Annotated in this window: 5 protein-coding genes and 1 pseudogene; 2 read left to right on the forward strand and 4 right to left on the reverse strand. The window is 36.6% G+C overall.

Annotated elements, in window-relative coordinates:
* Nucleotides 1-755: pseudogene (locus A3EM_RS43970) on the forward strand (hypothetical protein); the annotation flags it as partial.
* Nucleotides 756-998: 243 nt separating this feature from the next.
* Here the strand turns inward: A3EM_RS43970 and A3EM_RS0129365 are convergent.
* From A3EM_RS0129365 to A3EM_RS46395, 4 genes are all read right to left on the reverse strand, one after another.
* Entirely contained in the window at nucleotides 999-3,698 is a 2,700-nt protein-coding gene (locus A3EM_RS0129365; protein WP_020531834.1) for a glycoside hydrolase family 2 protein, read from the reverse strand.
* Between the two features lie 117 nt (nucleotides 3,699-3,815).
* On the reverse strand, nucleotides 3,816-5,072 hold the full coding sequence (locus A3EM_RS0129370) for an MFS transporter (RefSeq protein ID WP_020531835.1): 1,257 nt from the start codon (nucleotides 5,070-5,072) through the stop codon (nucleotides 3,816-3,818).
* 123 nt (nucleotides 5,073-5,195) lie between these two features.
* Nucleotides 5,196-6,032, reverse strand: a complete 837-nt coding sequence (locus A3EM_RS0129375; protein ID WP_020531836.1) for an ROK family protein — start codon at nucleotides 6,030-6,032, stop codon at nucleotides 5,196-5,198.
* Nucleotides 6,033-6,547: 515 nt separating this feature from the next.
* Entirely contained in the window at nucleotides 6,548-12,079 is a 5,532-nt protein-coding gene (locus A3EM_RS46395; RefSeq protein WP_157638151.1) for a choice-of-anchor D domain-containing protein, read from the reverse strand.
* A 601-nt stretch (nucleotides 12,080-12,680) separates the two neighbouring features.
* On the opposite strand from A3EM_RS46395, the gene A3EM_RS0129390 reads away from it, so the two are divergent.
* Nucleotides 12,681-13,814 carry an acyltransferase family protein gene (locus A3EM_RS0129390; RefSeq protein WP_020531839.1) on the forward strand — a complete coding sequence of 378 codons (1,134 nt, stop codon included), beginning with the start codon at nucleotides 12,681-12,683 and terminating at the stop codon, nucleotides 13,812-13,814.
* Nucleotides 13,815-14,286: the final 472 nt, after the last annotated feature.

Genomic DNA, 14,286 nt, shown 5'->3' on the forward strand with positions numbered 1-14,286 from the left:
GGGGACGTTGGAATCCTGAATATTTACTCAGGCCTTATGGATATAATGATCGTGGTGTAAACGGGTTGGAGGCCCTGGCATTTATACAAGCCGCATATGCTGTTTCTGGTGATGAAAAATATAAAAAAGGATTCGAGCAATTGGTAGATTGGGGATACCTGAACAATACTTTAAGACAGAAAAATACTTTTCCTCCATCCACCCTGGCCCCCTGGGATGATAACCTTGCATTTGAAGCTTATGCCACTATTTTGCGTTATGTGGATGACCCAATGTATAAATCTTTTCTTTTAAGAAGTTTGGAAAGAACCTACGAAGTGAAGCGGATGGAGCATATTCCCTGGTTCAATTTTAATTATGGGTATTTTACCAATAATGATTTTGATAATGAGCAATGCATTAAGCACCTGAGAGCCTGGACGCTGGATTGTACCGAACACAATTTTAGGAATTCCCATAGAGATGATTTATTTGTGGAAGAAGGATATACTTCATATGAAGGCGCAGTAAAAGCAATTTCTCCGAGAGAATCAGCTGTGATGAGAGGAAGTCGGCCGGCAACAGTTTTGGATGGTGGAGCAGGCAGCAAAAGAGTGATGGAACCAACCGGCTATATCCGGGACTACTGGATGGGCAGATACTATGGGTTTATTAAAGCTCCTGAAGTTACGGATAAGTCTTTATTACTTGTTGAGCCAAGAAACAAGAATTTTGGAGCTTCTCCATATGAAGGTCCGAAAAGACCCAAATTCTAGTGCGACTAGCAGAAAGTCTGTCCTAGTGAATACATATGCTTTGGTGGTGATAAGCAATTGATTAACAGGGGCTCACTTTTCACAAGAGTTTAGCTCCTGTGGCACCAGGGAAATTCCTAAACAGCAGACCATAAGAAAAGGACCTTTTAAGTGGCAGCAGAGTGATTAACTAATTGCTGCTTATCTTAAAAGGTCCTTGGTTTTTATGATCGAAAATGATTGGCTAATTGATTACATCAGCATTTAAATCTTTATCTTACTGTTCAGGTTTATACCTTGAATATTGATCTGAAGCTCATCATTACTAAGGTCTTTACCATAAAATTTCAGGTTAATGGTTTTGCTTTCTCCGGGAGGAAGGGAAATATAATTATCACTCCAGAATACCGGTAAAATAGAAGTTTCATTTGATTTTTTAACTGCATTCAATTCCAGGAAGAAGGCAAGATTTTCTGAAGGGTTACTTAGGGTAACATTCACTTCCCATTCCTCTCCCTGTTTCACAATTTCCTTTTCTACTGTAATGCCAACCTTTTTCAAATCATTGATTTTTGTAAAGTCTGCATATTGTTTTTGTGGCGTGTAAAACCAGAAATGCTGATCCCAGGCCATAAGGTCTTTTTGTGAGGCCAACCAGTAAAAATTATCGGCTACAAGTTTACCAGAAGCATTTTTCAGTTTCAAATCAAGAAAATATACTTCCCTTTTCCCTTTCAATTCTGGTAGGGTAAGCAAAGATTTATAATCGTTTTCACCAAGAGAAACCATCTTGTTATCCTGAAAAACTACATTCGAATTGGTATCATAAAGCTTTATTTCTGCCTGATAATTTTCAATGCCATTCATCGCATCATTGCTGGCATATATCTGATTATTATGATAGTTGAAAATAAGGGTAGCGGCCTGACCTGCCTTCTGTGTCCCAAAATAAGCTCCGGTTGGCATTAGATAATAATCGTATAGCTGCCAGTAAAATTCCGGCCATGGAGAGTTGAGCATCCATTGCACCACACCGGTAGCAACATCCCGATTAACTACAAAAGCCTCAAACATTGGTCGCATGGCTTCATAATTCATCAGTTGGGCTTTTAGTGCCAATTCGTCAAGATTTTCAGGCTTTCCGTATTTGTTATCCAGGGCTTTCATGTAAACAGCCACTGAATTAAAATCTTTTCGTCCCGAATGGTAGTTCCACATGTCATTCATAGCGGGCCATAATTTATCTTCCGGAATCATCTTTTTGATGCTTTCTACAGGGGGAATTTGTGGGCCAGGTCCGGTTTCTGAATTGTACCCGAAAGCACCTCCCAGTTTAGTGTCTTCATACCAATAAACAGGAGGAACATATTCATAAGGGCCATTCATTTTCATTCCAGATGGGCCTGAAAGGGTACTTGTAAATTCCCCGGCAGATACCAATAAAGATCTGTCCGGATCGAGTTCATCAAGGGTTTGCTGGTAACGTTTTTCAAGACTAGGTTTCGGCATGGCATCGCTTCCTACTGCCCAACAATAAATACTAGGGTGGTTCCTTAACCATTTTACCTGGTCCTTAAAGTAATCAGATAGCAGGATTTCCTCTTCTTCTGTAATTTTCACACCATAAATTTCTGTACCTTCTGCGATTGACAAATTCTCATCACCTTCTGCAATCACAAGGTCTAAACCAAGGTAATCAGGCCATTCCCACTGGCAGCTCCAACCCACCATCAGCAAAATCCCGTTTTGATCACACAAATCGTAAATGTGATGGTTATTTCCCCAAACCCCCTCAAATCTTAGGGCATTCATATTCATTTCTTTCACATAGCGGATTTGAGCTGCATCTTTTTCAGGCATATACCTTAAAAATAAATCATCAACCCAACCTCCACTTTTTTGGAGTACATCCCTGCCATTTACTTTGTAAGCTCGTACACCTTTTTCATTCAAATAGGTTTCAAAAGACCTTATTCCGAAATCTACGGTTTGTTCATCCACCTGTGTATTGCCCTCAAAAACCTTTAATGTAAGTTCATACATATTGGGATCTCCTAGTCCATTTGGCCACCAAAGTCTTGGGTTCTGGAAAATTAATTCTTCAAACTCATCCGAAGTAAGGGCAAATTCTATGTGTTCATTGGGCTTCAGGCTAATATTTTTTGAAATACTGGTATTTTCTATTGCTGCCTGGATGGTGATTTCTTTGGCTTCTTTTCCAAAGTTAGTAAGTTCTCCACCTATGCTAAGTCTGGCTTCTTTCAGGGTTTTTGTGTCTACATCCGTTTGCACAAATGGAAAATCCAAAGCCACTTTTCCTGTCCTTTTTAATCGAACTTCTCTATAAATACCCATATACTTATCGGGTGGAGTAGGGGCCCAGTCCACAAATCCCATATAAAAATCTCTGGCTTTTGGCGGAATGATTTCAAAAGCAAGGCTGTTATTAGCTTTAACTAAATCGGTAATATCGATTTCAAACTGTCTAAAAGCACCAAAAAGAGTATCCTGAGAAGCAATTTGCTGACCGTTTAACCAGATATTGGCCCGATAATTTATGCCATCAATAAAAAGCCTTAGTTCCTCCTGAGACGATTGAAAATTATCTATGTTAAACTCTTTTTTGAACCACCATGGGTTTTCAAAAGGTTCGGTTGGAATTTTGGCGAGATTATCTCCAAAAAACGGATCTTTATAAACCCCGGCATCAGTGAGGGCTCCCATTATGGTAGTAGGTACGGTAGTTTCCACCCAATTTCCTGATGGAGATTCTCCTGAAGTCAGTTGTTTGCCATCCTCTTCTATTTCTGCTGCGGCAATAATTTGCCAGCCATCTGTAAGTTTAGTTTCCTTAATATGGACAGTAGATGTTTCAGTACAGGAACTTATCAGGGTCATTAATCCAATTGCCACAACCAGATAAGTTTGTTTGAATTTATTTAATGTGTTTTGTTTGTAAATCATTGATTTGTAGTGTTGAAATCATTTAAAAATTTTCTCATTCCCGAGTGAAGACCTGCTGCAAACTCCAGTAACATAACATTTGCAGTCCTTTCAGGGAATTCGCTTAAATTTTAATTATTAAGCTTTTATTAAATCTTTAAAGCTATTAACAGTCTTATTTTTAACCAGGGGTTTTGCCCAGAAAGTAATACTCAGGATATAACCCAGTGTGATAAAAATAAGCAACATCCCTATTTTCAGGGAAAACAGGTCGCTTAATCCGCCAATAAGAATTTGAACTACTGCTCCACCTGCGATTCCACTCATCAGGATACCTGCAAAAGATCCATGGTGTTTGGTAACTGAATTTAATCCCAGTGAAACAATTACAGGATACATCACCGAAAGGAAAAATCCTGATATGGGTAAAGCCCAAAGTGCCACATTTGGACCGGCAAAAAGCCCTGCCAATACGCTTAGAATTGCCAAAATGGTGAACCACCTGAGCACTAATTTGCTATCGAAAAGTTTTACAAGCACCAGCCCCAAAACTCCTCCTATGGTCATTAATCCCCAGAAATAAGATACCGCATCTGCTCCAACTGTATCGGGGTCAAAACCATGGTAATTGCTTAGAAATTTTGACATCCAATAAGAAATGCCCTGCTCTGTGCCAACATAGGCAAAAATGCCCAGGAAATACAGAATCACATATTTGTTTTTAAACAGCTCCAGATAACTTTCCTTTGAGCCTACTTTTTCATCGTCCTGTAGTTCCACCCTTGGAAATTTAATGAATAGGATGATTAGAATCATCAAAAAACTCATTAAAGCAAAAGCCCAATAAACTGAAACCCATGATAAATCCTGAGGTACCAGGTCTGATAATAAGCCAATAAAAGGTTTTTCAGTGTTTCCCTGGTCAATATTGGTAACCAGGTAGGTATACATTTGCGGACTGACAAAGGAGGCCAGGCCAAATACCAATTGTGCCAACACCAAATTGAAGGCAAAGTGCTCTTCACCACCGGCAACTCTCAGCAAAGGATTAACCACCACCTGTAAGGCCGCCATTCCTGCGCCAATTGTAAATAGAGAGATCACATAAACATTGAATTGGGGAAATTGAGCAAATATCCAGGCTCCGATAAATGCACAACCAAATGCGATCATCATCATTATTTTCTCCCCCATTTTTTCCAAAAGAAATCCTGAAGGAATGGACATTATTCCATAGGCAATAAAAAAGGCAAATGGCAGAAATCCAGCCATTGTTTCAGTTAGGGTATAACTGGCTGAAACATTAGGATTTAAAGCCCCCAGAATATTGGTAAGGAATGATATGACAAAAAAAGTAAGCAGTATTAAGAAAACAATCAGGTAATTTCTTTTCATTGGAAATTGTATCTTATAATTATTTGAAAAATGCTGATTTTGATTAAAAATAAAATTTAAGCACCTGGATTAGCTTTTTTCAGGTGCCTGGCTTAAAACCTCTTTTAGCAATCGAACCATCTTTTAATTAGGCTGGTCTACAAGAGAGGCAGCTCCCAGCATAGAAACATTGTCAATCTGTGAAACACAGATTTTGAGCCTTTCTATAGATTTTGGGAAATGGTTGTCTTTTAAAGCACTGAGCATTGAAGCTTCAAAAAACTTGAAAGCACTGGAAATTGATCCACCTAAAATGATTATCTCCGGATCATAAGCATACATTACTGATTTGAGAGCTATCCCTAAATGATGGCCGAATTCATTCCATACAGAAAGCGCCTGGGCATCATTTTTTTCTGCTTTCAGAAATAGATTATAGGCAGTAGTACCATATTCCTTATCAAAAAAATTGGAACTGCAATAATATTCAAGATCGTGATTGAGGTAGGGGAAATAACCAAATTCTCCGGCACCACAATTGGTTCCGCTATATAGTTTATTATCCAGGATTATACCTGCACCAATACCTGTTCCAATCGTGATACCTACGATATTCTTGTAATTTTTTCCAACACCAAAGTACTTTTCACCAAGTACAAAACAGTTCACATCATTGTTGATATAAACTGGAATGTGAAACTCATTTTCCAATATATCTTTTAATAAAACTTCCTTCCAGGAAGGGATATTCACCACGTCATAAACTATTCCCTTTTCAGTGTCCACTACGGAAGGTACACCTATCCCAATACCAGCCACATCCTTTCCATTAATCGTTTTGATGAGATTGATGATTTGTTCAATAGTACTGTCAAAGCTTTCCTTGTTTTCCAAAGGAATTTTATTGCTTTTAATAATTTGCTGATCATTTATCAAACAAGCTCTAAAGTTGGTTCCACCCAGATCTGCTCCGATTTTCATAAAAATATCTAAATTTTCTATTAATTAGTTGCAGCCTTAATACGGAGATAATTCTAAAAGAGACTACAAGTCTTTAGAATTATTTCCCAGAAAAAACAGAATTTTTATCTTAATAGTGGGTAAATAGGGTAGTGTCTCAAAAGTTTGTGAGTCTAAAGCTTTTTTAGTTAAACAGATATTTAACTAAAAATAAACCAGAAGCTATCTTATTTAAATACAAAATTTAGCCATTTAGGAACCTCAGGCTAAATCTGTGTTAAGACAATTATTTTTCTCCGACCCCATTCTTAAAAGTTATTGTCCCAAATAAAGCATTTCCAATACTATCATTTGTGGCCCCATCCGCTAAATTTGTGACATAAGAATTAGGACAGAAATAAGCTGTACCTCCTTGGTATTTATTTGAAAATTTTTCCTTGTCCAAACAATATTTTTTCTCGTAAATTTTAATTCTCCGGAATATCCAACCTAATATATCCCACCCTGAAAGTTACCACACAGGCATAAAAGAAGTACTATTGAATTATTATCTTTCTGGTGGCTATGAATTTATCTGATATCATATTCATGAGGAACATTCCTTTATTATTTTTACCAAGGTCAATAGAAATTGATCCATTTACCATTTCATAAGTTTTAGTAATCACTGTAGTTCCTGTGGAAGTGAATATTGTTATTGTTACATTACTTAAGACATCACTTCCAATATCTAATATGATTTTGCCATTATTGGTGGGGTTTGGATAAACCCTCAATACGCTGTTTGTCAATTCATCAGTGCTTGTCACAAAACTTACAACTGGGGTATATTCAGATTCTTGTGCACCCGATCTGGCTTTAAGACGATAGAAATTGATCTGTCCGACAATTAATCCAGTATGATTATATGAAGTCGCATTTGCTTTTGGTTCTGCAATTACAGTAAATGGACCTGCTTCAGCTTCTGCCATTTCAAGTATGTATCCATCAATTTCTTTTGATGGAGCATTCCAGGTTAATTGGTTCTTTGTTAGACCCAATTCTGATACTGTAAAACCTGTAGGGGCATCTATTTCAGTTGCCAAAGTAGTAATGCTTGTGGTATTCACAGGGGAAATTTTCCCCTTAAATTTAGCCCTAACCTGATAAAATATTGTTTGATTAGGGCTAAGTCCTGAATGTGAGAAAAATGTATTTGGAGCATAGACTGTAGCTAAAATGGTAAATGGTCCCAACTCACTATCAGAGCTTAAAACGTCATAAGCTTCCGCATGAGCTACTGTATCCCATAATAGGTCTACCTGTGTTTGAGAAACAGGTTCCGCTAAAAGCCCTGTAGGTGCTTCCGGAGTAATGGCTTCTTTTATTGTAATGGTTAAATCCACAAGAAATTCCTTTTCATCCTTATCATTACTTACAATGGTTAATATTGAATTAGAGAGCCCTAATTTTTGAGCAGAACAGCGGATGATTAAATAGGTCTCAGCTCCTGGAGACAGATAAACGGGGGGGGGGCCTTCTATTGAAAAATCAGAATCTGAAAACGAAACATCAGATATCCATAAAGTATCAGTTCCTTTGTTGGAGATTAATATAGTATCTTTTAAAAAAGTTCCTATATCATGTGTGCCTAGATCAATACTTACTTTGTTTACTTCTATTTCTGGTCCTCTTTCTTTGACTTCAAGTGATACAGGTAAGGTTATAGAAGGATTTATAGGATCATTACTTTCTAATATTAAAGATGATAGGTAAGTGCCATTTTCTAACTCAGTTGCATCGAAAGAAACAACTACTTTTCTATTTGATCCTGAAGGAACAGTAATCCTTTTCTCTTCAACTGAAAGCCAATTTTTAGGCAGATTATTAAGCGCAAACTGCATGATATTACCTAAAAGAGGTACCGAATTATAATTATACAAATGTTCCACAGTGACTCCTGTAGCAAGAACAAGTCCTGCTCCATATTTATATACTGCTAATGTTGGATCTTTGCTTGATTGAGTAGAAATTAAAGTATCTGAATCAAAAGGTAAATTAGTGAGATAACCATGGTTAGCATAACTCCCATTTATTGCTGTATCCATATCTTTTACGATTGGGTGATCTTCGTCAACAATTAAATTTACTCTTTCTTGATTTCCGTATAAAACTTCCACATCTCCGACAATAGATACATTACTTCCTTGAGTTGCAAGTAGATAAACAATGCAGCCTCCAGCTTGAGCAAACTCTTCAAATTTATCTTTATAATTTGAAATAGCCTGATAATAAAAATTAGATTGGGCTCCAGAAGTTATAATCAAATCATATTTACTAAAATCCTCACTTTCAATGCCTCCATAACCAATCACTGATGCCTGAAGATTAAAATGAGTTCCTATAAATTGAGAAATATTTACGCCCCATGCCGATCCATTCTGAATCACTAAAACATTTACTATGTCATCTTCAACCTTTTGAGGAACTATACTTACAAAACTATTTGAAGTTGATGAACTCTCTACTGAAATCAAGTTGCTTGGGGTAAAAGAATAACTAAAAGTATCTTGATGGCTAATTTTAATTTCAACCTGTAAATCACTCCCCCCGTTAGTATTGTCAATATTCAGGATTTGGGTTGTGGTTTCTCCTTTATACAATGACTCTGATAAGTGCTCTTGATTAACGGTTATTTCTGGGGAAGCAACTCCTTTACCTGTCAAATTGACTATCACGGCTCCTTCATCTGTATCATCACTTTCTATTGTTAAAGTTGCATTTAAGGAATCTGCAATAGTCGGAGAATAATGAAGGTTTAAATAAGCTTCTTCCCCCGGTGATAGTGTAGTAGGAAACCCCTCTTCAATTGAAAAATCAGCATCAGAAACTGAAATAGCAGAAATCGATAAAGTATCTGTTCCTTTATTTGAAACAAGTAATGAATCTTTGGCAACTGCACCTATAAAATGAGATCCAAAATCAATGTTTAATAAACTTACCTCAATATCTGGTGCTCCCGTTACTTCTAATGTGACAGGTATTGCAACCGATGGATTTAAGGGATCATTACTTTCTAATGCCAAAGATGCTGAGTAAGTGCCTCCATTCAATCTTGATGCATCAAAAGTTACTGCCACCTCTCTACTTGTGCCTGACGGGATGGTAATCGTACTTTCTTCAACTGAAAGCCATGTATTAGATACATTACCCAGTTGGTCTAGTAAATCATCCAAAGAATTACCACTCAGGTAAGCTGTGGTAAGATCTTTGGAACCTCCTACACCCAGATTACCTAGCTCAAAGTGAAGGACTTGCAAGCCATCAAAACTATTTACTACGCCATACACATTCTCATCAGTTAATCTTCTACGATAGTCATCCCAACCATCAATATCTTGAAAATCGGGTGCCTGATTTGAAACTAAGGAATGATAAGTAGAATTAAAGGCATAAACGAAACCTGATTTAGGGTCTATACTCCAATTATCATCACCACTTTCTCCTTCAACATCCCAATCTGCAAAACTCTTGAGTACTACATTCAGGAGCGTTTTGCCTGAGATGTTTGAAAGAGTTGTGCTGATTTTAATATAACTACTCGATTTATCATGGGTAAACCTTCTGGTAATTTCCAAAACTCCATTGGATGTCCGAGTGACTACTTCCACGATGAGTTGAGTCTCATTATTTACGATTTCAGTGTAAGAGACAGGAGTTATATTCGTTCTATAATTATAACCAGCAACAGAAATGTAATTTGTTCCCTCCATTTCATATACTATTGTATATCCTGAAATATACGAACCCTGAAGAAGGTGTTCAGTACCAATTGGATACTGATATGGCATAATCTCTCCATAGGTACTTATATTAAAAGATAACTGATCCCCAGTAAATGATGGACTAATTGATGTAAGCTCACTTGTTACACTTTGAAAGCTTTCTCCTCCAAGATCTCCATATTGCTTTATTGACTTAACTAAACCGACTTTAGAAGTATCGCTTATTATACTTATTGATAACTCCAGGTCACTCCCTCCACTACTGTTATCAATAGTCAAGCTTTGTGTAGCGGTCTCCCCTGTATACAATGATTCGGAAAAGCTTTTAGGGTTAACCACCATCACTGGGGGTGGTACTCCTACAGCTAACAAATTGACTATTTCATCTCCTCCATTGCTTTTTATGGTAATTTTTCCAGTATGAGAGCTTTCAACAGTAGGAGTAAAGGACACGGTTATGCTTGCGGATTTAGAAGCTTCTAGATTTAGTGAACTTTCCGATAGGCTAAAATCAGGATTATCAACAGAAATTGAAGATATGTTGAGTATAGCATTTCCTTGATTTGTGATCATAAGTTCCAAGTCCTGAGTCAATCCAACAGGTATATCTCCAAAGTCTAATTCATTAGTTACAATTAGAAGAGGCTCAGCTGTAGGAACGCCAACTGCATTCCAGGCGTCTACCACAGCTAAATGTTGTACACTATTTTCCCCAAATAAATCAACTGCAGCTTCTTCTGCACCTACTCTTGCATCCATATACTGTGAATTTTCTGTCAAATAAACAGTGAGGTTTCGATAGGCTATCTGCTGTGCATCATTCAGACCTATGCCGTTAACTTCATATTCAAATCCTTTATCATTTGTACCAGTACCACCTTCTACCAAAAGATAATACCAGTAATTCATCACACCACTATTAGTATGAACTGCATTACCATTCACCCAATAATTACCTTTATAGGTATCAGGGTCGCCTTGGGATTTTGGGTTACTCATGGACCTGATCATACTGGTGCCATTTACATATACTTGATCACCTAAATTCCAGCTTGCTATTTCAGGTGAAGTTTCAAATTCTACTGATTGGCCAAAAATATCGCTAAAAGACTCATTTAATGCGCCTGATTCATATGCATAAATTAAACCAGCACTATATTCCGTAACTGCATGTGTAATTTCATGACCAACAATATCGAGTGTTACCAATGGGGTGGTTGTAACCCCATTACCATCACCATATGTCATAACTGAACCATTCCAAAATGCATTAAAATAGTTTGTACTGTAATGTACATATGAGTTGATTGCAGAACCTTTATCATCAAAACTGTTTCTCCCAAAATTATTGTAGTAATAATCGTATGTAGCTGCCGATCCAAAATGTGCACTTACACCTGCGTGATTTTCGGTTTCATTAATGTAGTTATCATTTTCTGAAAAAAGTTTTGCTGCAGCATAATTTGTTCCATTATTTAGATCATATGTAAAAATGCCATCCCCTCGTGTATAATCCCTTAGCTTATAAGAAGTTCCATCAAAATCTAGTTTGAGATTTACCTTATCATTGTACAATGATTCTCCAGTTCCATTTATGGTAGTATGATGAAGTTGATCATATTGATTAATAATTTCCCCGGTATGGGCATCTATTTCTATCCGAATTCTACTTAACGGTTCAATGGTATGTACATCAAAAAGATAAGCTAATTGGTAAGGAGTTTCTGAACTATATTTTTTTGAGGTAATTACAAGTTCGGCATTTGGATAAAATGTGGCATTTTGATCTTTACTGATTTTTTGAAGCAATAACTCTTCTCCTTTTACCTGCCATTTGTAAACTTTCGCCTCTATAGCTTGTAGGGCAATATTTAGCGCATCTTTTTCGGAAAAATTAGGTGTTGTATTGATATTTAAAGTATCTACAAGCTTTCCATTAGCTTTTGTCACAAAATCACCTTTGCAATGCAAAACAATTTCGCTACCCACTATTCTAATTCCATTGTAGGTCTGCTCGTATTTGATATGTTTAATACCTAATTCATCTACGTACTCTTTTTTCAGAGTTAAATCACTTTCCTTTTGAAGATGAAAAGAACGTTTATAATCTGAAATTTGTGATAGGGGAGTATTTTTATTAAAGCGGATAAACGTAATGTTTCCTCGTCCGTCCTCAATCAGATAATTAGCCTGGTTTACTTTCTTATTAGCTGCATCAGAGCGGTACGCAGTTCTTTTTTGCGAAAATGAAAGTGAGTTTACTAGACATAGTATAGCTATTACAAGAAAAAATTTCAGATTCATAAGGCCTGGTAAATAGTAAATTGGTTGAAAGAAAATTTTACCCTTACTACTCAAATTTTTTAGTGCTGCATAAAGTGCTAAGGTTAGCTTTTTTGAAATCCTCTCAGGGTTTTGTATAAACCTTACTTTATGCTTTTTCAAAAAGTCATTTTGAATTAATCTCAAATCAAAATTTTAACTTTTTTAACTTTTTTCTGATATTTTCTAATTGAGTAGTACCATTAAGTATTGTGTAATTATCACCAAATATCTGGAAAACTACTTTATAAATAGTGTTTTCCTTTGTTAATTAAAGTAAATGCTCTAAAAGCCTTTCATAGAGAATATATCCTTTCAATATACAAAAGACTAAAAGCCAGCATATTAACATCTTAATTGGTGATATGAAAATATTACGAAATAATATTTCTTATTTAATTTAAAAAGCGTTATTGTAAAATTCGAAGTAATATTTAATTCTTTGTACAAATTCAGCAATTCAAAATTTGTAGGGAAAACTCTCTTCTGGGGAATAGTTATAAAAAACACCTTTCCATTAGTACATCCCGATAGGAAAGCAGTATATTAATTATAGCATAGTAATAAATCAAAAGAAAAAAAAATGTCAACTCAAATCATAAATGCACCTGCTCAGAAGTCCTCTACACAGGTAAACCGGCTCATTTCCCTTGATGCCATGAGAGGGTTTACCATCGCTGCAATGATCCTTGTAAATTTCCCGGGAAATGAGCATCATGTCTTTGCTCCCTTGAAACATACTGTCTGGAATGGGCTTACGCCAACAGATATAATTGCTCCGTTTTTTTTATTTATTGTGGGTGTTTCAATTGCATTGGCTTATTCAAGAAGACTGGATAAAGGTACTCCTAAAACCGACATGTATCAGAAAATTATTATTCGTTCTTTTAAGATATTTGCCATTGGCATAATTTTGAATTTATTGTGGGATTTCAATTTTGCTGAGTTGCGTTGGACGGGTACGTTACCCAGAATTGCTATTGTTTTTTTGGTTTGTGCTTTCATGTATTTAAATACGGACTGGAAAAAACAGGTTTGGATAGGAGGAGGTACTTTGGTGGCCTATTGGCTGGCCATGACTTTAATTCCCACGCCCGGGGTTGGAAAAGTAATGTTAGAACCTGGAGTAAATCTAGCAGCCTGGATTGATAGCCAGTATTTACCCGGAAAGATGTGGCAGGGCACCTGGGATCCTGAAGGCATTTTAAGTACCTTTCCCTCTATTGTTTCCGGAATTACCGGGATGCTTGCCGGAGCACTCATGTTGAGTAACAGGACCAGGGAAATGAAAGTCATCCAACTCATGGTTATCGGATTTTTTATGGCAATTGCAGGGTATCTTTGGGGATTAACTTTCCCAGTAAATGAAAATATCTGGACAAGTTCATTTGTGTTGGTTACTTCAGGTTTTGCCTTTCTGGCTTTAGGAGTTTTTTACTTTTTGGTAGATATGCAAGGTTATACTTATGGGACCAAACCGGGGATTATTTTTGGAGCCAATGCCATAACTGTTTATGTTTTGGGAGATGTGCTGGCGGCTATTTTTTATAGTATGGAATTGGGCGGAACCTCATTGAATATGCATTTCTTTAATGTCCTTACTGGAGTGGGAGTAGGGGAGAAATTTGCCAGTATGCTTTATTCTCTCACATATGTGTGTATTGTTTTCATTCCTGCTATAATTTTATATAAAAGGAAAATATTTATCAAACTTTAATATTTATTGTGGTAACTTGAGTACCACACACATTAAATAAGCAACGGGATTTTGGTTCTGATCATCAGCTCGTTAGCCTACTGATACCTTACTTATTTCGTTTGGCCATACTCTCTGCTAATCGCACCAGAGCAAGGAATTATTTTATACACCATATAATTCAACCCAACCTGAAGTAAATGACCGGTGATGTTTTTTATGGTGTTATATTAGTTTAAGCAATTATTATGCATCGGCCTAAGTCTAACTCAAATTCTCCTACCTGTTTTGTTAAACTGTTGGGCATTCTGGTTCAACTTTTCTTACCCTTGAGAATTTTTATATAAACCATTTTTACTGTATAACTCTCCCTGGTTAACCAAAGGTTTTCCATAAAAAAATCCCTGAACAAAATGTTCAGGGATTTTTCAAATAAAAATATGGTTAGAGATAACCAGGAAAAGATGCGCAACTCCTTTCCTGGAATTCCCTC

This window comes from Flexithrix dorotheae DSM 6795 (genome assembly GCF_000379765.1).
Classification (GTDB): domain Bacteria; phylum Bacteroidota; class Bacteroidia; order Cytophagales; family Flammeovirgaceae; genus Flexithrix; species Flexithrix dorotheae.